Raw genomic sequence first — 20,628 nt, 5'->3', positions numbered from 1 at the left:
CGGGGGTCCGATTGGAGCGCCGGGCAGGCCTTGCACCTGCATTTCCCCGCGGGAAGCGGGGTGTCTTGCCTTAGACGACCAACGCATGTCGACCGGTTCCCGGAAGCGGGCGGCTGACCTAGAAGGACTCTAACCGAGCCGGGTGCGCCCCGCACGCCGACGCGCCACGGGACGCCCAGCCGGGGGGGTCAGCTGTCGTAGTCGACCGTGAGCTTCTCGGAGACCGGGTAGCTCTGGCAGGTCAGGACGTAGCCGGCGTCGACCTCGGCGGGTTCGAGGGCGAAGTTGCGGCGCATGTCGGCCTCGCCGTCGGTGACCAGGGCCCGGCAGGTGCCGCAGACGCCGCCCTTGCAGGCGAAGGGCAGGTCGGGGCGGGACTGCTGGGCGCCGTCGAGGATGCTGCGGTCGCGGGGCAGGGCGGAGGTGGTGGAGCGGCCGTCGAGGGTGAGGGTGACCTCGCTGACGGGTCCGTCCGGTCCGGCCTCCTCGTGGCGCGTCTCGCGCACCGGCTCGTCGTCGGCGTGGAACAGCTCCTGGTGGACGCGGTCGGCGGGGACGCCGAGCGTGGCGAGGACCTGGCGGGCGTCGCGGACCATGCCGTGCGGTCCGCACAGCCACCAGTGGTCGGCGGTGCCCACGTCGACCAGGGCGTTCACGAGCGCGGTGAGCCGCTCGGCGTCGAGCCGGCCGGAGAGCACCTCGGCCTCGCGGGGCTCGCGGGAGAGCACGTGGGCGAGGTGGAAGCGGGCCGGGTGGAGGTCTTTCAGGTCGGCCAGCTCGTCGGCGAACATCACCGTGTCGGTGCGGCGGTTGCCGTAGAGGAGGGTGACGGTGGAGCGGTCGTCGGCGGCCAGCACCGACTCGGCGATGGAGACCATCGGCGTGATGCCGGAGCCGGCGGCGATCAGCACGTGGTGGCCGTGGGCGGTAAGGTCCGGGGTGAAGAGTCCGGCCGGCGCCAGCACCTCGACCGTGTCGCCGGGGCGCACCTCCTCGACCAGCCAGGACGAGAAGAGGCCGCCCGGCACGACCCGGACACCGATCCGGGGGGCGCTGCCGGCGGGCGAGCAGATGGAGTACGACCGGCGCTCGTCGCGGCCCTCGATCTCCCGGCGCAGGGTGAGCGACTGGCCGGGGGTGAAGGCGAACTCGGCGGCCAACTCCTCGGGTATCGCGAAGCTCACGGCCACCGCGTCGGCGCAGAGCCGGTCGACGGCGGCGACTCGCAGCCGGTGGAAGGCGGGCCGGCGGCGGGTCCGCGCCGGTGCCGGCGAGGCGGGGGCGGCCTGGGCCATCAGATCTCCTTGACGTACTCGAACGGCTCGCGGCAGGTCCGGCAGCGCCAGAGCGCCTTGCAGGCCGTGGCGGCGAAGCGGGAGGTCTCCTCGGTGTCCGCCGAGGCGCAGCGGGGGCAGGGCACCGTGCGCCGGGTCGGGGAGAGCACCAGCGGGACCGGGCCGGGGGGCGTGGCGGCGCGCGGGGCGGCACCGGGCGGGGCGATGCCGTGCTCGGTGAGCTTGCGGCGGCCGGACTCGGTGATCCAGTCGCTGGTCCAGGGCGGGTCGAGGACGGTGCGGATCTCGACCCGCTCGTACCCCGCCGCGCGCAGCCGGGCGGCGACGTCGGCCCGCATCTCGGCCATGGCCGGGCACCCCGAGTAGGTGGGGGTGAGGCTCGCGACCACGGTGCCGTCGGGGCGCACTGCCACCTCGCGCAGCACGCCGAGGTCGGCCAGGGTGAGCATGGGCAGCTCGGGGTCGGGCACCCGCTCGGCCACCCGCCGGGCGCGGCCCGCCGCCAGGGACGCGGTGGCCGGGGACGCCGTGGTCGCGGACGCCGTGGTCGGGGACGCGGTCACCATGTCGCCCCCGGGTTCGCGCGGGCCACGTCCTGCAACTCGGCGAGGAGCGGCGCGAGATGCGCGGTGTGCTCACCCTCGCGGCCGGCGCCGGGCAGCGCCGGGAGCGTGGGCAGCGGCAGCCCGGCCGCCTCCGCGACCTGTCCGAGCACGGCGTCGACCTCCTCGCGCGCGTCGTGGGCGGCGTGCAGCTCCGCCAGGTACGGCGCGACCTCGGTCCAGGCCGCGCGCATCCTGCGGTGCGACTCCTCCGTCCCGTCGCCCAGGCGCACGGCCCATTCGGCGGCGTACTGCCGGTGGTAGGCCAGCTCCTTGACACCCTTCGCGGCGACGGCCGCCAGGACCGGGTCGGGGTGCTCGGCGAGCCGCTGGAAGTGCGCCAGGCGCCAGCTGGAGAGCACAAGCAGCCGCAGGATCGCGAAGGCGAAGTCGCCGCGCGGGAGTTCGGCCAGGCGCACGTTGCGGAAGTCGGCGGCGTCCCGCAGGTAAGCGTAGGCGTCCTCGTCGCGCCCGGTGCCGTCGGCCTGCCCGGCCCGGGTGTACAGCAGGCGGGCCTGGCCGAGGAGGTCGAGGCCGATGTTGGCCAGCGCGACCTCCTCCTCCAGCTCCGGCGCCCGGGTGACCCACTCGGCCAGCCGCTGGGCCGATATCAGGGCGTCGTCGGCGAGGGCCGTGCAGTCGGCGGCCAGAGCCGTCGCGTCGACACCCTCGGGGACGGTGGTGTCGACGCCGTGCAGCGGGTCCTCGAAGCCGGTGCCGTAGGCCCACCGGGTGTCGTCCTCGTGCCCCTCGGCCAGGGTCAGGTAGACATGGTCGTCGCTCATGCCCTGCTCCTAGATGTGGGGGACGTCGTCGGGGATGTCGTAGAAGGTGGGGTGCCGGTAGACCTTGTCGGCGCTGGGGGCGAAGAAGGGGTCCTTCTCGTCGCGGGTGGAGGCGGCGATGTGCTCGGAGCGCACCACCCAGATGCTCACGCCCTCGTTGCGCCGGGTGTACAGGTCGCGGGCGTGGGTGAGCGCCATGGCGTCGTCGGCGGCGTGCAGCGAGCCGACGTGGACGTGGTTGAGGCCGCGCTTGCCGCGCACGAACACCTCGTACAGCGGCCAGTCCGGCCGCTCGGGCGTCAGGTCGTCGCCGCTCATGCCGCCGCCCCCTGCTCCGCGCGGGCCGCCTGCTTGGCGGCGTGGGCGGTGGCCGCCTCGCGGACCCAGGCGCCCTCCTCGTGGGCGGTGCGCCGCCGCGCCACGCGCCCGGCGTTGCACGGGCCGTCGCCCTTGATGACGCGCGTCAGCTCGTCCCAGTCGGGGGTGCCGAAGTCATGGGTGCCCCGCTCCTCGTTCCACCGCAGCTCCGGGTCGGGCAGGGTGACGCCGAGCGTCTCGGCCTGCGGGACGGTCATGTCGACGAAGCGCCGGCGCAGTTCGTCGTTGCTGTGCCGCTTGATCTTCCAGGCCATCGACCGCGCGGAGTTGGGCGAGGCGTCGTCGGGCGGGCCGAACATCATCAACGAGGGCCACCACCAGCGGTCCACGGCGTCCTGGACCATCGCGCGCTGGGCCTCGGTGCCGCGCATCATGGTCAGCAGCAGCTCGTAGCCCTGGCGCTGGTGGAAGGACTCCTCCTTGCAGATGCGCACCATGGCGCGGGCGTAGGGCCCGTAGGAGCTGCGGCACAGGGGCACCTGGTTGCAGATGGCCGCGCCGTCCACGAACCAGCCGATCACGCCGACGTCGGCGTAGTTCGCCGTCGGGTAGTTGAAGATCGAGGAGTACTTCTGGCGGCCGTCGATCAGCCGGCGCGTGAGGTCGGCGCGGTCGGCGCCGAGAGTCTCCGCGGCGGAGTACAGGTACAGGCCGTGGCCGGCCTCGTCCTGGACCTTGGCGAACAGGATGGCCTTGCGGCGCAGCGAGGGCGCCCGGGCGATCCACTCGCCCTCGGGCTGCATGCCGATGATCTCGGAGTGGGCATGCTGGGCGATCTGGCGGATCAGCGTCTTGCGGTAGCCGTCAGGCATCCAGTCGCGCGGCTCGACGCGCCGGTCGTGCGCGATCGTCGCGTCGAAGTGCGCCTGCAACGGCTCCGGCGGCGCCTCGGCGGCCTGCGTCGTGGTCATCGCTGCTCGCTCCCCTGATCCGTGATCCGCGATCCGTGATTTCTACCAACCGACCATTCGTTCGGTACTAGTCTGCCGCGTTTCCCCGGCCCCGGCAAGGGCCGGTCGGTGTGCGTCCACATGCCTTGACAGCTCGGGGCGCGGCTTGGTTACTTGGCCGTGCCGGATCGCGGACCGAATGGTCGGTCGGTACACAAGGTGGTGGACGGGCATGGCAGGGGTCGACGCGCGCAGTCCCGCGCAGGAGATGTTCGCCGCGGACGAGGCGTCCCGGCGGCTCGGCATCGAGCTGCTCGAGCACGGCCCCGGCGCCGCCGTGCTGCGCATGACTGTGACGCCGGCCATGGTGAACGGCCACGGCATCGCCCACGGCGGCTATGTCTTCCTCCTCGCGGACACCGCCTTCGCGTGCGCCTGCAACAGCCACGGCCCGGTCACCGTCGCCGCCGGCGCGGACGTCGTCTTCGTCGCCCCGGCCCACGAGGGCGACGTCCTGACGGCGCACGCCGAGGAGCGGGTGCGGTACGGCCGCAGCGGCGTCTGCGACGTGACCGTGCGGCGCGGCGACGAGGTGGTCGCGGAGTTCCGCGGGCGCAGCCGCAGTGTGCGTGGGCCGGCCGGGGAGCCCGGTGCGGACATGACGAAGGAGTCGCGATGACCAGCCGTCCCGCGCCGCTCGACGAGGCCGAGCGGCTGACCCGCGAGGAGCTGGCCGCCCTCCAGCTCGACCGCCTGCGCGCCACCCTGCGGCACGCCTACGCCAACGTGGAGCTGTACCGGCGCAAGTTCGACGCCGCCGGGGTGCGGCCCGAGGACTGCCGCAGCCTGGCGGACCTCGCCCGCTTCCCCTTCACCACCAAGGCCGACCTGCGGGAGACGTACCCGTACGGGATGTTCGCCGTGCCGATGTCCGAGGTGCGGCGGCTGCACGCGTCCAGCGGCACCACCGGCCGGCCCACGGTGGTCGGCTACACCGACCACGACCTGTCGGTGTGGGCCGACGTCGTGGCCCGCTCGATCCGGGCCGCCGGCGGCCGTCCCGGCCACAAGGTGCACGTCTCCTACGGCTACGGCCTGTTCACCGGCGGACTCGGCGCGCACTACGGGGCCGAGCGCGCCGGCTGCACGGTGATCCCGGCCTCCGGCGGCATGACCGCCCGGCAGGTGCAGCTCATCCGGGACTTCCGGCCCGAGATCATCATGGTCACGCCCTCCTACATGCTGACCCTCCTCGACGAGTTCGAGAAGCAGGGCGTGGACCCACGCGAGACCTCCCTGGAGGTCGGGATCTTCGGCGCCGAGCCGTGGACCGAGGCGATGCGCCGCGAGATCGAGGAGCGCGCGGGCATCCACGCCGTCGACATCTACGGGCTGTCCGAGGTGATGGGCCCCGGTGTGGCGCAGGAGTGCGTGGAGACCAAGGACGGGCTGCACGTGTGGGAGGACCATTTCTACCCCGAGGTGGTCGACCCGCTGACCGACGCCGTGCTGCCCGACGGGGAGGAGGGGGAGGTCGTCTTCACCTCCCTCACCAAGGAGGCGCTCCCGGTCATCCGGTACCGCACCCGCGACCTGTCCCGGCTGCTGCCCGGCACCGCCCGGCCCGCCTTCCGCCGGATGCGGAAGGTCACCGGACGCTGCGACGACATGATCATCCTGCGCGGGGTGAACGTCTTCCCGACCCAGATCGAGGAGATCGTCCTGCGCACCCCCGGCGTCGCCCCGCACTTCCAGATCCGGCTCACCTCGCGCGGGCGGATGGACCACCTGACCGTCGCCGTCGAGGCCCGCCCCGACGCGGGACCCGAGCAGCGGGCCGCCGCCGCCCGCGCGGTCGCACAGGGCGTCAAGGACGGGGTCGGCGTCTCGGTGGAGGTGGAGATCGTGGAGCCGGAGACCCTGGAGCGCTCGCTCGGCAAGCTGCGCCGGGTCAAGGACCTGCGCGGCTGACCCCCAGGGCCGCGAGGGGAGTGGGGCCGGCGTCCACGGACCGGACGGCCCGGCACACAGGTGGCGGATGCATCTAACCTGCCGGGCAACGACGGCGTCCGCTGCGAAGGAGCGTCCCATGGCCGGGTCCGCAGTCCCCTCCCCCACCGGCGAGCAGGCGGCGCCCGTCCTCGACCTCGAAGGCGTCGCCGTGCGCCGCTACGCCACCGACCAGGTGATCCTCGACTCCATCGACTGGTCCGTCCGGCCCGGCGAGCACTGGGCGCTGCTCGGAGCCAACGGGGCGGGCAAGACAACGCTGCTGCGGCTGCTCGGGGCGATGATGTTCCCCACCACCGGCACCGTGGAGGTGCTCGGCAGCCGGCTCGGCCGGGTGGACGTCCGGGAGCTGCGGGCCCGCATCGGCCACGTCACCTCGGCGCAGCGCGTGCCGCAGGACCTCACCGCGCACGGCGTCGTCCTCACCGGCCACAGCGGCACCGTCCAGCCGCTGTGGCGGACGTACGACGCGGCGGTCCGGCTGCGCGCGCACGAGCTGCTCGCGGAGCTGGACGTCAAGGAGCTGGCGGACCGTCCGTACGGGGTGTGCTCGGGCGGGCAGCGGGCGCGGATCCTCATCGCCAGGGCGCTGATGTCCGACCCGGCGCTGCTGCTCCTGGACGAGCCGTTCAACGCGCTCGATCTGCCCTCCCGCGAGGACCTCGTCGAGGCCATGCACCGGCTGGCCGAGGGGCGTCCCGGGCTGGCCACCGTCACCGTCACGCACCACCTGGAGGAGCTGTCCGGCGCCGTCAGCCACGCCCTGCTGCTGCGCGAGGGACGGGTCCTTGCCCGGGGTCCGGTCGCGGAGGTGCTGACCGACGAGCGGCTCACCGTCTGCTTCGGCCGCGAGATCACGGTGACCCGTCGCGAGGGCCGCTGGGCCGCCTTCTCCGGCCGCGCCCGGCGCCCGTAGTCCGTCGCCCGGACGGTGGTTGACCTCGACCGCGGTCGAGGTACGAGACTCTGCGGCATGATCACCGAAAGCGGCGACGCCGCCGACCTGAAGGCCGTCCGGGACGTCGTGGCGGCCGTCGAGCGCGCCCAGCGCGCCAAGGACCCCGAGGCGTTCCTCGCCCTCTTCCACCCCGACGCGCTGTGGACCACCGCCCACGGCAAGGTCCTCGTCGGCCTCGACGCGATCGCCGAGTTCACCCGGGCGGTGCTGCCCGCCGCGTCGTTCGACGGCGAGGTCACCTACGAGGTCGCGCACACGCGTTTCCTGCGGCCGGACGTGGCGGCCGTGAAGGTCCGGCAGGTCTACCACGCGCCGGACGGCGGCTCGGAGGGCTCCCCGCTGTACGTGATGACCCGGCAGGACGACGGGCGATGGCTGCTGCACGCCTGCCAGAACACCGAGGTGCAGGTGCACTAGCAGCGGTGGGGGGCATGCGGAGGGGGTGGGGCCCGAGGGCCGGCCCCCTGACGCGAGGGGGCAGCCGCACCGTGGGAACCGCCGTCCACGTCCCGCAGACCCGGGACATGATCGGGGAGGAACTCTCCGGCGACGAAGCCCTGACCGCCCTGCGCCGCTACGGGGGCGTGCGGCTGCTGGTCGACTCCTTCACCCGCTTCCGCTACGCGGACGGCTTCACCAACGCCCGGGCGCTGGCCTTCCAGATGGTCATCGGGCTCGTCCCGTTCACCGTGGTGCTGGTCGGCCTCGCCACCTCGGTGCACACCGAGGGCGTGGGCCGGGTGATCGAGCTGACCCTCGGCAAGATCGTGCCGGGGGCCAGCGCGGACGTCGTGCAGAAGGCGTTCGAGTCCACCCGGCGCAGCGCGGACAGCGACGCGTGGAGCGCGGTGGCGCTGTGGCTGGGCCTGGGATTCGCCGTGCTCAACCTGGCCTCCGCGATGGGCCAGATCGAGCGGGGCGCCAACCGCATCTACGGCATCGAGCGCGACCGGCCCTTCCCGCGCAAGTACGGCCGGGCGCTGACGCTCGCCGTCTGCGCCGGCCTGCCCATGGTGCTGGGCTTCCTGGTGCTGGTGGCGGGGCAGGCGGTCGGGGACGCGGTGGCGGAGTCCACCGGCGACCATCACGGCGGCGCCGGCTGGTGGGGCGCCCTGGAGGTGCCGGCCGGCCTGGTGCTGGCCTGGGTGGCCTCGGCGGTGATCCTGCGCTGGTCGCCGCGCCGGGACCAGCCGGGCTACACCTGGCTGGCGTTCGGCTCGGCGGTCCACCTGCTGCTGTGGGTGTCGGCCACCTGGCTGCTCGCGCTGTACGTCGGCAAGAGCGGCGCGTTCGGCGCCGTCTACGGGCCGCTGACCGCCTTCATCGCGCTGCTGCTGTGGGCCAACCTCACCGCCGTCGCGCTGTTCCTCGGCATCGCCTTCGCGGCCCAGCTGGAGGCCGCCCGGGCCGGGATCGACGCGCCGGTGCGGCCGGATCCCGGGCCGGGCGACTGAGCCGGGGCCTCGGCCCGGTTGCGTCAGGCCGCCTCGCGGGGCGGGGTCATGGCCCAGCGGATGCCGGCGGTCACGGCCGCGCCGAGCGGGCGCACGCACAGCTGCTCGGCCGGGCGGAGCCGGGGCAGGCCGAGGGCGCGGGAGGCCCAGCCGGGCAGCAGCGAGACGGCGTTGGCGGCCAGGACGCCGTAGGGCACCCGGGCCGGCAGCGGCAGCGGCGGGTTCAGCAGCAGGAACCGGGCGGTGCTGCGGGCCTCGGCGGTGGCGCGCAGCTCGTCGCGGTAGGCGGCCAGGCGGCGGTCGAGCCCGTCGCGGGTGACCGGCGGGTCCGGGACGCCGAGCGCGGTGGCGATGCGGGCCATGTCGGCCACGTAGCCGTCGCAGCCGGCCGCGTCCAGCGGGTGGGAGCCGTAGCGCTGGTGGGCCCGCAGGAAGCTGTCGGCCTCGGCGATGTGCACCCAGCAGAGCAGGTGCGGGTCGGCGGCGTGGTACTCCTGCCCCGCCGGTGTGGTGCCGCGCACCCGCTCGTGCACGGCATGGACCCGGTCGACGGCCTGCTGGGCGGCGTCGGCGGGGCCGTAGGTGGTGACGGCGAGGAAGGTGCTGGTGCGCTGGAGCCGACCCCAGGGGTCGGAGCGGAACCCGGAGTGCGCGGACACGGCGGCCATGGCCAGCGGGTGCAGCGACTGCAGCAGCAGCGCCGACAGGCCGCCGATGAACATCGAGGCGTCCCCGTGCACCCGCCTGACCGGCCGGTCGGGGCCGAACCAGCGCGGCCCTGGCGTCTCGTGGATGCGGGCGCGGTTCGCCGGTCCCTCCGGGCCCGCGACCCGGGAGAAGATCAGACCGCCGAGCCAGGCGCGCGGATCGGGGCGGTCCGCCGGCAGAAGTCCCATGACTGCCGGGTGCCCGCGACGACGCGAACGAGGCATGCCCCCTGGATCAGGATCAGGCGCAGCCCCAGGCGCCCATCCCCTGGAGCCGGGCCAGCTTCTTCGCCACGAGGATCTGCTCCTCGCGGGTGGCCAGGTCCGCGCGCGGGGCGTAGGCGAGGCCGCCGGCGGCGATCCAGCTGGACCGGGCGAACTGGAGGCCGCCGTAGTAGCCGTTGCCGGTGTTGGCCTGCCAGTTGCCGCCGGACTCGCAGGCGGCGATGGCGTCCCAGTCGGCGGTCCGCGAAGCGGCGGGGGCGGCCGTGGCCGTGGTGGTGGCGCCGAGGGCGGTCAGCGCGGACAGGGCGGTGAGGGCCACCAGGAGGGTCCGGATGCCGCGGTGGCCGGGGGTCCGGCGGGCGGCGCTCGTACGAGCATCTGATCCACAGAACATACCGGGACTGCTACCACGCGTGACGGCCGAAGCCGCCGTCCCCGGGCCGGGTGTCCTCGATCGTGTGAAGTCCGACGCGCACACTCCGCCGCCCGGGTGACGGCGGCCCGGCGCCCCCGCGTGGCGCCGCTACGTTTTCGCGATGACCTCGATCACGTCAGACACCCCGCCGCTGCGCACCGCCGACCTCGGCACGCTCGTCATCATGTCCTGGAGCCGGGAGACGCCCGACGGGGACGTCCCCTTCCTGCTCGCCTGCTCGCTGGGGGACGGCGAGAACGGCCCGGAGGCCACCCCGGCCGCCGTCGAGCGGCTGCTGCTGAAGGCCGGGCTCACCACCGGCGAGGGCGTCCTGGACGCCACCCGGCTGCCGAGTCTGCCGGTGACGCTCCTGGTCGTGCCGGGCGCCGCCGCGCTGACCATGCCGGGGATCAACGCCCAGTTCGCGCCGACACCGGCCTGGCGGGCCGCGGTGGACGAGCGCGGCTACGCCTGCCTGATCTTCGCCACCCGCCCGTGGAGCGGCGGCGAGCCGGGCGAGGCGGAGGCGGTGGCCGCCTTCGCCAACGACGCGGCGACCCTGACGACGGCGGCGCAGGTCGTCCTGCCGGTCCGCACCCTGCGGACCTGACCCGCCGCTGCTCCGCCCGCTCCCCCAGGTCGTCGCCGACGCACACCCGGTGGATCGCGGGGAGGGCGCGCTCTCGCATCCGCTTCAGCAGGGCGGCGATCACCGTCGCACCCACTCGCCGGTGGGAATCAGCCGCGGTCCTGCTCAGCGCCACGACTCCTCCGGGCCGACGTCGCTCCCGCGGTCGTGGCGCTCGCAGCAGAGACCGGCTGTCGCCTGCCCGAGCCGGTCCGGGCCCAGTGTGGCGTGGTCCACGGCCACCGCCGGGAGCGGCTCGTCCACGACCGTGACGCAGCCGGCCGCCGCCTCCTCCTCCAGCGCCTCCAGCGCCGTGGCCGTCGCCTTCTCCAGGACGTCGGTGGTGCGCCGGGCCAGAGCCCAGCCTGCGAGGCCGGACGACCGGCGGCGCCGCAGGACGACGGCCAGCACCGCGCCGCTCCCCAGCAGCACGGCCCACACCGGACGCCGGTCCGCCACGTCGAACGCGGTCCGCACCGCCCAGCCCGCCACGCACAGCCCGACCGCGGCCAACCCGAAGAACATGGCCGTCGCGCGCAGGTCGAAGCGGCGTCCGGTGGGCAGCGGGCGGGTCGGGCTCTCGGGTGTGGTCACGGCGGTCGTTCCTCTCGAGGGCGCCGGCGGACGGCGCGTGAAGGTCACCTACGCCGTCTGCCCGTGATCATCGGCTTCACCGCCGGGCCGGGCCCGCCAACGGCCCTGCGGCCAGGCGCGGGTGACACGCCGTCGGATGGCGCATCCGCCCGAGATGCGAATCTTCCCGGCATACCGTACGCAATATGAAGAACTGCCATGTCGTGTACCTGGTGTGCACCGCAGCGATGATCGCGACGGGGCTCGGCGCCGCTCCCGCGTCGGCCGTCCCGCTGACCCATGTGGTCGGCCCCGGGGAATCGATCCAGAAGGCGGTGGACGCCGCCGCACCCGGCGACACCGTGCTCCTCACCCCCGGCATCTACCGCCAGAGCGTGCGGGTGAGCACGCCCGGGCTGACCTTGCGCGGCATGGGCCGGAGCACCGTGATCACGCCGGGCACCGCCAAGGCGGCGGAGAGCTGCGCCGCGGGCGGCAACGGCATCTGCGTCACCGGCACGAAGGAGCACCCGGTGACGGGTGTCACCGTCGCCTCCCTCACCGTCAGCGGCTTCACCCGCAGCGGCGTGTCCGCCACGGCGACCGACCGGCTGACCGTGCGGGACGTGACCGCGGTGCGGAACAAGGTGTGGGGCATCGCCCTGGAGCGCTCGGTGCGCAGCGTCCTGCGGGACAACACCGCCCGCGGCAACGGCGACGCGGGCCTGTTCCTCGCCAACACCGTCACCTCCGAGGAGGGCGCCGCGGACACCGCGGGCACGGTGGTCGCCGGCAACCGGGTGGCGGACAACCGCATCGGTGTCACCGTACGACGGCTGCGCGACCTCGTCGTCGAGCGCAACCAGGTCACCGGCAACTGCGCGGGCCTCTTCCTCGTCGGCGACGAGAACACCCCCAAGGCCGGCGACCTCACGGTGCGCGGCAACCGGATCACGGCCAACAACCGGTCCTGCCCGGCGACCGACCGGCTGCCCGCGCTGCAGGGCTCCGGCATCGTGCTGACCGGTGTGGAGAAGACGCTGGTCACCGACAACCTGGTGAGCGGACACGCCGGCACCTCGCCGATGTCCGGCGGCATCGTCCTCTTCAAGAGCTTCGTCGGCACCCCCGGCGAGCAGAACCGGATCGAGCGCAACACCCTGCGCGACAACACCCCCGCCGACCTGGTGAACACCGAGACGGCGACGACCAACACCTTCACGGGCAACACCTGCGCGGCCTCCCGGCCCGCGGGCATGTGCTGACCGGCCGCCCGTGAGTCCCGTGGACCGACGAAGGAAGGAAGGCGGCACATGACGACCGCCCCGACCGCCCAGACCGCCCCGCCCCCGCCGATGCGGCTGCGGGAACTCGTGTTCGGCGCGGCGTGCGCCGCCGCCCTGCGCGCCGCCGCCCGGCTCGGTGTCGCCGACGCCCTCGGCGAGACGCCGCTGACCGCGGAGGACCTCGCGGCGGCGGTGAAGAGCGAGCCCAAGCCGCTGCGCCGGCTGCTGCGCGCCCTGACCTGCTACGGCGTCTTCGCCGAGGGCCCGGACGGCACCTTCGCGCACACCGACATGTCCCGGCTGCTGCGCGAGGACGACCCGCACAGCCTGCGGTACATCACCCTGTGGTGCACCGAACCGTGGACGTGGGACGCCTGGCCCCTCCTCGACGAGGCGGTGCGCACCGGCGACAACGTGGTGGAGAACCTGTACGGCAAGGAGTTCTTCACCTGGCTGAACGAGGACGCGCCGGCCTCGGCCGAGGTCTTCAACCGCGCCATGACCACCTCCAGCCGGCAGTCGGCCGAGGACGTCGCGGCCCGGCTCGACCTGTCCGGGGCGGACTCGGTCGCGGACATCGGCGGCGGCCAGGGGCACGTGGTGGCGAGTCTCCTGGAGAAGTACCCGGCGATGCGCGGCACGCTGCTCGACCTGCCGGGCGTGGTGGCCAATGCCGACGAGCGGCTGCGCGAGGGCGGCGCGCTGGCCGACCGGGTGCGCCTGGTGCCGGGCGACTGCCGGGTGGAGGTGCCGGTCCAGGCCGACGTCTACATCATCAAGAACATCCTGGAGTGGGACGACGAGTCCACCGCGCGGGCGCTGCGCAACGTCATGGCGGCGGGCGGCCCCGGGGCGCGGGTCGTGGTCATCGAGAACCTCGTGGACGACTCGCCGTCGATGCGGTTCAGCACCGCGATGGACCTGCTGCTGCTCCTCAACGTCGGCGGGGCGAAGCACACCACCGAGAGCATGACGGGGCGACTGACCGAGGCGGGGCTGGTGATCGAGGAGATCCGCCCGGTCAACCCGTACCTGCACGCCTTCGAGTGCGTGGTGCCCGGGTGAGCTGACACCCGGCGCCGGCACGACGGCCGCCGGGGCCCCGCCCCGGGGGCGGGGGGGGGGGGCGGCCGCCGGGGGGGGGGGGGGGGGGGGGGGGGGGGGGGGGGGGGGGGGGGGGGCCCCGCCCACCCCCTCGGGTCTCCCCGCTGGTGTGGGGTGGGGGGGGGGGGGGGGGCGCCCGCCCCCGCCCCCGCCCGCCCCCCCCCCCCCCGCCCCCCGGGCGGGGGCCCCGGCGGCCGTCCGTCGTGTGCGCGGGGCGCGTCAGGCGTCGGGCGCGCGGCGGTCGGTGACCAGGTCCATCCGGGCGTTCGCCAGCGCCTCGGCGAGGTCGCCGGTGCCGGCCCGGTCCTCCAGGAGGGTGGTCAGCTCGCCGGCCGCGGCGGCGTCCGGCAGGCCGAGGGAGACCGCCGGGTCGGCGGCGGCGAGGTCGCCGCGCACGTCGACCAGGCGGACCACGATGTCGTCGCGCTGGAAGATGGTGCTGCACAGCACCGGGCTGCGCGGGTCGTCCGCCGCCGCCTCGTCGCGCTGGGCGAGCAGCCGGGCGAGGCGCATGCCGCACTCCGGGCGCGCCGGGTAGGCGAAGGCGTGCCGCTCGGCGCGCTCCTCCTCCCGGCCCGCCGCCACGTGGTGCACGGCCGGCAGCGCCGCCCGGGTGTAGAAGACCCGCGCGGACTCCGGGTCGGCGAGGTCCCGGTCCTGCTCCAGGTAGGGGTTGATGGCCTCCTCGAGGGCCCGCACCTCGGGCTGCTGGGCCACGTGCTGGAGGGCGGCGAGCAGGTCGCCGCGCACCTCGATGGCCCGCACCACGCGGTTGCCGTGCAGGAAGAGCGAGGTGCGGAGCAACCGGGTGGTGCCGTTCACCTCGGCCTCCGGCGAGGCGTAGTCGGCGAGGATCCCGGCGACCTTGTCCTCGCTGCCCGGCCGCACCGTGAAGGTGAGCGCGTGCCGGATCACGCCGTCCCCGATCCGGGCGACGCTCTGCAGGCCGGCACCGGCGGGCGCGGCGCCCTCGGCCGGGTGGCCGATCTCGCGGACCACGTGGAACCGCAGCGACCTGGTGTCCCGCACGCAGCGGTGCAGAGGCCGCACCGCCCGCACGTGCTCCTCGCTGCTCACCCAGTCGAGGAACGGCGGGGCGCTCTCCCACTCGCTGGTGATGAGCCACTGGGAGGGGTTCTCGATGGACTGGCAGAGCTGCTCGCTGATGTGCCCGGGGACGGACTCGACATGGCTGCGCAGCTGGTCGTAGGTCTCCAGGAACTCCTGCTGCGCACCGTCGTTCACGTCCACCAGCAGGACGACCCGGAGCCGGGAACCGTCGAACACGGACTGGGAGACGCGGTGGGACGCCGGGCGCGTCGTCGGCTCGGTGGCGGGGGCGGGCGTGGTGGTCATCCTGCGTAGGTCTCCTTCGCGGATCCCCGGGGGATCCATGGCGGGGGCGGGACTCGATCCTGTGCCGGGCCCCGGGGGTGCGCGAGCCGGGTGGGCGCATCAGGTGAGGTGCGCGAAGACCACCAGGTTGTCCTTGTAGTCCTTGGCCTGGCGGTCGTAGTCGCCGGCACAGGTGATCAGGCGGACCTCGGGCCGGTCGGCGTCGGCGTACACGCGGCGGCTCGGGAAGGCGTCCTTGGCGAAGGTCTCCAGGCTGTCGACGGTGAACGACGCCTTGCGGCCGTCGGCCCGCAGGACCTGGAAGACGTCGCCCTTCTGCAGCTGGTCGAGGCGGGCGAAGACGGCCGCGGAGGTCTTGGTGTCGACGTGTCCGGCGATGACCGCGGTGCCCGTCTCGCCGGGCGCGGCGCCCTTGGCGTACCAGCCGACGAGGTTGGTGTCGGCGGCGGGCGGCGGCTGGAGCTGCCCGTTCGCGGCGAGGGTGAGGTCGGTGAACGGGGCGTCGACGGCGATGCCGGGGACGGTCAGGCGGACCGGCCGGGAGCGCGGCAGGGCTGCCGCCCCGGTACCCGACGAGGCCGGGGCGCTCGCGCCGGCCCGCGCGGGCAGCGGGGCGCCCGCGGAGTCGTCGGAGCCCCGGTTGCCGCCGAGCAGGCTGACCGCGAGGACCAGCAGGGCGACGGCGCACAGCACGGTCAGGCCGCCGCGGGAGCCCTGTCCGGCGGAAGCCGGCGGGTCACCGGCGGGGAGAGAAGGGGGGACTGCCATCGGGAACCACCTCATCAGGGCACGGCAGCGGGGGCGGAGCTGAAGGCGGGCGCGGGCCGGGCCGCCACCGAGGGGTGCGGGTGGCGGCCCGGCTCCTATCGCGCCCGGCACGGGTCAGGCCGCCGGCTGGGCCGACTTCTTGCGGCGCGCGGCGTACAGGCCGGTCGCGGCGACGGCGAGGACCGCGAGGCCGCCCGCGGTCGCGCCGTTCGTGGCCAGGCCACCGCCGCCGGTGTGCATGCCGCCGCGGGGCTCGTCGTTGCCGCCCCAGGACTTCTCGCCCTCGTCGTCCTTCTTCCAGGAGCCCGAGTCGCTCTTGGACTCGCCGCCGCCCCAGTCGCCCTTGTTCAGGACGGTCAGCGCGCCGCCGCCGGTGTGCACGCCGCCGCGCGGCTCCTCGTGCTTGCCGCCGTCCTCGTGCTTGCCGCCGTCGCCGTGCTCGTCCTTAGCGCCGTGCTCGTCCTTGTCGCTGTGCTCGTCGCTGCTGCCGTACTCGTCGTCGCCGTGCTCGTCGTCCTTGCTCCAGGAGTCCGAGTCGTCCTTCGACTCGTGGTCGCCGCCGCGGTCGCTCTCGCCCAGGAGGGCGGTCAGCGCACCGCCGCCCGTGTGCATCCCGCCACGCGGCTCGTCGTGCTTGCCGCCGTCCTCGTCCTCCTTGCTGTAGGAAGAGTCGTCCTTGCTGCCCTTGTCGTGCTCCTTGCTGTAGGAAGAGTCGTTCTGGTCCCAGTCGCCCCCCGCGGCGAGGGCCGCCGGGGCGCCGAGGACGAGGGCGGCCGAGGCCGCGGAGGTGGCCAGGATCATGCGAGCAGAACGCATCTGAGGTTCCTTCCGTCGTGCCGGGGCAGCTGCTGATTCGTCAGCTGAAGGGACCCGGGCCCGACGTGAATCACCGTCAGGCACCCGCGCGCCGCCCACCACTGGAGCCGCTCAGCCGGGTGACGCCCGGGGGTTGTCCCCCGCCCGGGGGTCCACCGATCGGTGGACGGCAGGTTCGACCGGACGCCTCTGTCGAACGACCTCGCAGGTCAGCGAGGGTTTCGGACATGAACTCACTCACTGTGCGCACGGCGCGCTGGAGCGCCCGGCACCCCTGGCGGGCGCTCGTCGGCTGGCTGGTGTTCGTCATGCTGTGCCTGGCCGCCGGCTCGGCCGTCGGCACTCACAGCGCCACCACCGCCGACTACCGCGTCGGCGAGGCCGGCCGGGCCGAGGCCATGGCGGCCGAGGGCGGCCTGGAGCGCAGACCCGCCGAGCAGCTGCTGATCTCCGCCCGTTCGGGTGCCCTGGACGAGCAGATGGCCCAAGCGACGGCGGGCGAACTGACGGACCGTACGGAGCGGCTGCCCGAGGTGGCGTCCGTGGCCGCCCCGCGGTGGTCGAAGGACCACCGGATCCTGCTGGTCGAGGTGGCGCTGAACGGCGAGGAGCGCGACGCCAAGGACAAGGTGGACGCGGTGGCCGCCGAGGCGGACGCGGTGCGGCGGGCCCACCCCGGGCTGCTGCTGGAGGAGACCGGCAGCCCGTCCGTCAGCAAGGGTGTCGACGCGCAGCGCGGCGACGACCTGGCCCTCTCCGAGAAGATCACCCTTCCGGTCACGCTGGTCACCCTGCTGGTCGTCTTCGGCTCCCTGACGATGGCCGCCGTGCCGCTGCTGCTCGCCCTGTCGTCCATCGCGGCGGCGATCGGCCTCTCCATGGTCGTCTCGCACGTCTCGCCCGACGCGGGGGTCGGCACCAACGTCATCCTGATGATCGGCCTGGCGGTCGGCGTGGACTACACGCTCTTCCACCTCAAGCGCGAACGTGAGGAACGGGCCCGGGCCGGCGGCCGGCTGAGCAGCGAGGCGCTGGTGGAGCTGGCGGCGGCCACCTCGGGGCGGGCGGTCGTGGTGTCCGGTCTCGCGGTGGTCGCCTCCACCGCGACGCTCTACCTGGCCTCCGACGTGATCTTCTCCTCGCTGGCCACCGGCACCATCGTGGTGGTGCTGGTCGCCGTGGCCAGCTCCCTGACGGCGCTGCCGGCCCTGCTGACCGTCCTCGGCCGGCGCTCCGAGCGGCGCGCCGGGCGGCGGGCGGAGCGCGGCCGTCCGCCGCGGCGGACCCGGGGCGAGGGGGGCGGCCGCGTCTGGACGGCGCTGCTGCGCCCGGCCGCCCGGCACCCGCTGGCCACCCTCGTGGTCTCGGTGCTCGCCCTGCTCGCCCTGGTCCTGCCGCTGGCCGGCCTGCACATCACGGAGATGAGCCGGGACACGCACTCCCGGGAGATCCCGGCGATGCGCGTCTACGACCGCCTCAACGCGGCCTTCCCCGAGCAGCGCGTCACCCATGACGTCGTCGTGCGCGCCGACGCCTCCGAGAGCGGCGAGGTCACCGCGGCGCTCGGCCGGCTCGCCGGACTGGCGGGCGCCGATCCGCTGTTCGCCGACGGCTCGTCGGTCGCCACCTCCGCCGACCACCGGGTCAGCGTCCTGCGGCTGCGAGTGCCGCACCTGGGCAACTCCGCCGAGGCACGCGCCTCCCTGGAGCGGCTGCGCGAGAAGTACGTGCCGGAGACGGTGGGGCGGGTCGCGGGGGCGCGGTACGGGGTCAGCGGGGACGTGGCCCGATACGCGGACTATCCGGCGCACCAGAACGCGAAGCTGCCCCTGGTTCTCGCGGCGCTGCTCCTGGTGACCTTCGCGATGACCGTGTACGCCTTCCGCTCCGTGGTGCTCGGGCTGCTCGGCGTCGCGCTGAACGTGCTGTCGGCCGCGGCGGCGCTCGGGCTGCTCGTCCTCGTCTTCCAGCACACCTGGGCGGAGGGGCTGCTCGGCTTCACCTCCACCGGGTCGATCGGGTCGCGGGTGCCGCTCTTCCTCTTCGTGATCCTCTTCGGGCTCTCCATGGACTACCAGGTGTTCGTGGTCAGCCGGATCCGGGAGGCCGTGCTCGCCGGGGTGCCCACGCGGCGGGCGGTGCTCGACGGGATCCGCTCCTCGGCGAGCGTGGTGACCAGTGCCGCGGTCGTGATGACGACGGTGTTCGTCAGCTTCGTGCTGCTGCACATCATCGAGATGAAGCAGATCGGCTTCGTCCTGGCGGCGGCCGTGCTGCTCGACGCCTTCGTGGTGCGGATCATGATCCTGCCGGCCGCGCTGCTGCTGCTCGGCGAGCGGACCTGGTGGCCGGCGCGGCCGGAGCGGCCGGCGCCCGCGCAGGCCGACCCCGCCGGTCACCGCGCCCGGGCGGCCGACGTACGTTGACCGGTATGACCGCTCTCGCCGGGCCGGCCGCCGACGCCTTCTGGTCCGCCTCGCTGCGCCGCTGGAACGCCGTGTGCTGGGTGCTGTTCGCCGCCATGGCCGTCGGCCTCGTCACGATGGACGGGCCCGCCGGGAGCAGGACGTGGGCGCTCGCGCTGTTCGGCTGCGTGGTCCTGTCCTACGCGCTGCTGCTGCGCTTCCCCGGCAACCCGGTGGTCCGCCCGCGCGTCTACCTGGCAGTGCTGGTGGGCGCGTTGGGCGGGCTGGCCAGTCTCGGGGGCTCCTACGCGGCGCTGTTCATGGTGACACTGCCGCACTACTGGATGTTCGGGCGGACGCCCCGGGTGTCCATGACGTTCCTGGGCGCGGCCACCGTGGCGACTCTCGCGGGCAGTTGGACCCGGCAGGGCTGGTCCCTGGAGTTCCTCGGCGAGACGGTGGTGTCGACGCTGATCGTGGTGGCCGTGGGTGTCCTGATCGGGCTGTGGGCGCACGCGGTGGTGGAGCAGAGCAGCGAACGGGCCGCGCTCATCGTGGAGTTGCGGCGGACGCAGGAGGAGTTGTCCGAGGCCCACCAGCGCCAGGGCGCGGCGGACGAACGGGAGCGCATGGCCCGGGACATCCACGACACCCTGGCCCAGGGCCTCGCCTCCATCGTCGTCCTCGCCGAGGCGGCGCGGGCGCAGCTGGCCGGCGATCCGGGGCGCAGCGCCCAGCAGTTGCGCTCGATCGAGTCGACGGCCCGGGAGAACCTGGCCGAGGCGCGGGAGCTGGTCGGCTCGGCGCAGCGGGACGCGGGCGGTCCGGCGGGCACGGTGGCCGGGACGCTGCGCCGGATCCTCGGCCGGTTCGCGGAGGACACCGGGGTCGCGGTGACGGCCGAACTGGCGGAGGTGCGGTGCGACCAGCAGACCCGGATCGCGCTGCTGCGGTGCACGCAGGAGTCGCTGGCCAACGTCCGCAAGCACGCGCGGGCGGCGGCGGTCGGGGTGGTCCTGGCCGGCCGGCCCGGCGCGGTGGAGCTGGAGGTCACCGACGACGGCACCGGGTTCGACCCGGAGGCGGCGGCCGGGTTCGGCCTGGACGGGATGCGCAAGCGCCTGGCGGAGCTGGGCGGCCGGCTGACGGTGACCAGCTCGCCGGGCGACGGCACGCGGGTGCTCGCGGTGCTGCCGGCCCCGGTGCGGGCCGGGGACGACGACACGGAGAGCGAGGGGGCGCGATGACCGGCGGACCGATCCGGGTGATCGTGGTGGACGACCACACGGTGATGCGGGCGGGGGTGATCGCGCTGCTGGCCGGCGAGGACGGCATCGAGGTCGTCGGGGAGGCGGGTGACGGCCGGGCGGCCCTGGACCTGGTCGAGCGGCACGACCCGGACCTGGCCCTGGTCGACCTGCGGATGCCGGTCCTTGACGGGGTCGGCGCGACGGAGCGGATCGTCGCCCGCCATCCGCGCACCCGGGTGCTGATCCTGACGACGTACGACACCGACCAGGACATCGAGCGCGGTGTCGAGGCCGGGGCCATCGGCTACCTCCTGAAGGACACCACCCGGGAGCAGCTCGCCGACGCGATCCGCTCGGCGGCGCGCGGGGAGACGGTGCTCGCGCCGCGGGTCGCGGAGAAGCTGGTGGCGCGGATGCGGCGCCCGGCGCAGGACCCGCTCACGGCCCGGGAGACCGACGTCCTCGGCGCGGTGGCCGACGGTCTGACCAACGCCGAGATCGGCCGCCGCCTGGTCATCTCGGAGGCCACCGTCAAGACCCACCTGCTGCGGCTGTTCGCCAAGCTCGACGTGAACGACCGCACCCGGGCGGTGGTGGTGGCCATGGAGCGGGGGCTGCTGCGGCGGACCTAGTACTGCAACGGTCTTTGTCGTGACGGTTGGGCAGGTGGTTCGTTGGTCTGGTCATGGGTGGGGAACTGTCTGATGCCCGGTCGTGGGCGGG

At 74.4% G+C, this 20,628-nt stretch carries 22 protein-coding genes; 11 read left to right on the top strand and 11 right to left on the bottom strand.

Annotated features, from left to right (window positions below):
- Positions 1-188 precede the first annotated feature (188 nt).
- The 5 genes from paaE to paaA are packed head-to-tail and all read right to left on the bottom strand — an operon-like array spanning position 189 to position 3,971.
- A complete protein-coding gene (paaE, locus tag ACGFZL_RS23785; RefSeq protein WP_393694510.1) occupies positions 189-1,295 on the bottom strand; it encodes a 1,2-phenylacetyl-CoA epoxidase subunit PaaE in 1,107 nt (368 codons plus the stop codon).
- Positions 1,295-1,861, bottom strand: a complete 567-nt coding sequence (paaD, locus tag ACGFZL_RS23780) for a 1,2-phenylacetyl-CoA epoxidase subunit PaaD (protein WP_393694508.1) — start codon at positions 1,859-1,861, stop codon at positions 1,295-1,297. Before paaD ends, paaE begins: the two co-directional genes overlap by 1 nt.
- Complete coding sequence (gene paaC / locus ACGFZL_RS23775; RefSeq protein WP_393694506.1) at positions 1,855-2,682, bottom strand: 1,2-phenylacetyl-CoA epoxidase subunit PaaC; 828 nt, start codon at positions 2,680-2,682, stop codon at positions 1,855-1,857. Before paaC ends, paaD begins: the two co-directional genes overlap by 7 nt.
- Positions 2,683-2,691: 9 nt before the next feature.
- Positions 2,692-3,000, bottom strand: coding sequence for a 1,2-phenylacetyl-CoA epoxidase subunit PaaB (gene paaB / locus ACGFZL_RS23770; protein WP_393694504.1), 309 nt, complete (start codon positions 2,998-3,000; stop codon positions 2,692-2,694).
- Positions 2,997-3,971 (bottom strand): 1,2-phenylacetyl-CoA epoxidase subunit PaaA, encoded by a 975-nt coding sequence (gene paaA, locus ACGFZL_RS23765; protein ID WP_393694502.1) that lies wholly within the window; start codon positions 3,969-3,971, stop codon positions 2,997-2,999. Before paaA ends, paaB begins: the two co-directional genes overlap by 4 nt.
- Positions 3,972-4,182: 211 nt before the next feature.
- Between paaA and paaI the strand changes: the two genes are divergently transcribed.
- From paaI to ACGFZL_RS23740, 5 genes are all read left to right on the top strand, one after another.
- The gene (paaI, locus tag ACGFZL_RS23760; protein ID WP_393694500.1) at positions 4,183-4,629 is read left to right on the top strand and encodes a hydroxyphenylacetyl-CoA thioesterase PaaI; all 447 of its coding nucleotides are present in this window, start codon (positions 4,183-4,185) and stop codon (positions 4,627-4,629) included.
- On the top strand, positions 4,626-5,921 hold the full coding sequence (gene paaK, locus ACGFZL_RS23755) for a phenylacetate--CoA ligase PaaK (protein WP_393694498.1): 1,296 nt from the start codon (positions 4,626-4,628) through the stop codon (positions 5,919-5,921). The genes paaI and paaK overlap by 4 nt, the downstream gene beginning before the upstream one ends.
- A 118-nt stretch (positions 5,922-6,039) precedes the next feature.
- Complete coding sequence (locus ACGFZL_RS23750; protein WP_393694496.1) at positions 6,040-6,876, top strand: ABC transporter ATP-binding protein; 837 nt, start codon at positions 6,040-6,042, stop codon at positions 6,874-6,876.
- Between the two features lie 57 nt (positions 6,877-6,933).
- A complete protein-coding gene (locus ACGFZL_RS23745; RefSeq protein ID WP_393694494.1) occupies positions 6,934-7,335 on the top strand; it encodes an SgcJ/EcaC family oxidoreductase in 402 nt (133 codons plus the stop codon).
- 71 nt (positions 7,336-7,406) lie between these two features.
- Positions 7,407-8,372: a YihY/virulence factor BrkB family protein gene (locus ACGFZL_RS23740; protein WP_393694492.1), complete on the top strand. Its 966-nt coding sequence runs from the start codon at positions 7,407-7,409 to the stop codon at positions 8,370-8,372.
- A 23-nt stretch (positions 8,373-8,395) separates the two neighbouring features.
- Here ACGFZL_RS23740 and ACGFZL_RS23735 read toward each other — a convergent pair whose 3' ends face one another.
- Both ACGFZL_RS23735 and ACGFZL_RS23730 read right to left on the bottom strand, forming a co-directional pair.
- Positions 8,396-9,268 carry an oxygenase MpaB family protein gene (locus ACGFZL_RS23735; protein WP_393694490.1) on the bottom strand — a complete coding sequence of 291 codons (873 nt, stop codon included), beginning with the start codon at positions 9,266-9,268 and terminating at the stop codon, positions 8,396-8,398.
- Positions 9,269-9,320: 52 nt separating this feature from the next.
- Positions 9,321-9,698, bottom strand: coding sequence for a transglycosylase family protein (locus ACGFZL_RS23730; protein ID WP_393694488.1), 378 nt, complete (start codon positions 9,696-9,698; stop codon positions 9,321-9,323).
- 142 nt (positions 9,699-9,840) lie between these two features.
- Between ACGFZL_RS23730 and ACGFZL_RS23725 the strand changes: the two genes are divergently transcribed.
- Positions 9,841-10,329 carry a DUF5949 family protein gene (locus tag ACGFZL_RS23725; RefSeq protein WP_393694486.1) on the top strand — a complete coding sequence of 163 codons (489 nt, stop codon included), beginning with the start codon at positions 9,841-9,843 and terminating at the stop codon, positions 10,327-10,329.
- A gap of 144 nt (positions 10,330-10,473) precedes the next feature.
- Here ACGFZL_RS23725 and ACGFZL_RS23720 read toward each other — a convergent pair whose 3' ends face one another.
- On the bottom strand, positions 10,474-10,941 hold the full coding sequence (locus ACGFZL_RS23720) for a hypothetical protein (RefSeq protein ID WP_393694484.1): 468 nt from the start codon (positions 10,939-10,941) through the stop codon (positions 10,474-10,476).
- Between the two features lie 185 nt (positions 10,942-11,126).
- Here ACGFZL_RS23720 and ACGFZL_RS23715 point away from each other — a divergent pair, with 185 nt between their 5' ends.
- Together ACGFZL_RS23715 and ACGFZL_RS23710 are read left to right on the top strand one after the other, a co-directional pair.
- Positions 11,127-12,185: a nitrous oxide reductase family maturation protein NosD gene (locus ACGFZL_RS23715; RefSeq protein ID WP_393694482.1), complete on the top strand. Its 1,059-nt coding sequence runs from the start codon at positions 11,127-11,129 to the stop codon at positions 12,183-12,185.
- A 48-nt stretch (positions 12,186-12,233) separates the two neighbouring features.
- Positions 12,234-13,271: a methyltransferase gene (locus ACGFZL_RS23710; protein WP_393694480.1), complete on the top strand. Its 1,038-nt coding sequence runs from the start codon at positions 12,234-12,236 to the stop codon at positions 13,269-13,271.
- 258 nt (positions 13,272-13,529) lie between these two features.
- On the opposite strand, the gene ACGFZL_RS23705 is transcribed toward ACGFZL_RS23710, so the two are convergent.
- From ACGFZL_RS23705 to ACGFZL_RS23695, 3 genes are all read right to left on the bottom strand, one after another.
- Positions 13,530-14,666 carry a SchA/CurD-like domain-containing protein gene (locus ACGFZL_RS23705; protein ID WP_393694478.1) on the bottom strand — a complete coding sequence of 379 codons (1,137 nt, stop codon included), beginning with the start codon at positions 14,664-14,666 and terminating at the stop codon, positions 13,530-13,532.
- A gap of 99 nt (positions 14,667-14,765) precedes the next feature.
- On the bottom strand, positions 14,766-15,434 hold the full coding sequence (locus ACGFZL_RS23700) for a class F sortase (protein ID WP_393694476.1): 669 nt from the start codon (positions 15,432-15,434) through the stop codon (positions 14,766-14,768).
- Between the two features lie 114 nt (positions 15,435-15,548).
- A complete protein-coding gene (locus ACGFZL_RS23695) occupies positions 15,549-16,250 on the bottom strand; it encodes a hypothetical protein (protein ID WP_393694474.1) in 702 nt (233 codons plus the stop codon).
- A 227-nt stretch (positions 16,251-16,477) separates the two neighbouring features.
- Between ACGFZL_RS23695 and ACGFZL_RS23690 the strand changes: the two genes are divergently transcribed.
- From ACGFZL_RS23690 to ACGFZL_RS23680, 3 genes are read left to right on the top strand one after another with little or no spacing between them, the layout of a single operon-like run.
- Entirely contained in the window at positions 16,478-18,676 is a 2,199-nt protein-coding gene (locus ACGFZL_RS23690; RefSeq protein WP_393694472.1) for an MMPL family transporter, read from the top strand.
- 5 nt (positions 18,677-18,681) lie between these two features.
- The gene (locus ACGFZL_RS23685) at positions 18,682-19,902 is read left to right on the top strand and encodes a sensor histidine kinase (RefSeq protein ID WP_393694470.1); all 1,221 of its coding nucleotides are present in this window, start codon (positions 18,682-18,684) and stop codon (positions 19,900-19,902) included.
- The gene (locus ACGFZL_RS23680) at positions 19,899-20,537 is read left to right on the top strand and encodes a response regulator (RefSeq protein WP_393694468.1); all 639 of its coding nucleotides are present in this window, start codon (positions 19,899-19,901) and stop codon (positions 20,535-20,537) included. The genes ACGFZL_RS23685 and ACGFZL_RS23680 overlap by 4 nt, the downstream gene beginning before the upstream one ends.
- Positions 20,538-20,628 lie beyond the last annotated feature (91 nt).

Source organism: Streptomyces sp. NPDC048182 (assembly GCF_043202555.1).
GTDB lineage: Bacteria > Actinomycetota > Actinomycetes > Streptomycetales > Streptomycetaceae > Streptomyces.
Note: the sequence above shows the minus strand (reverse complement) of the source record. Positions and strands in the feature narration are given on the sequence as shown.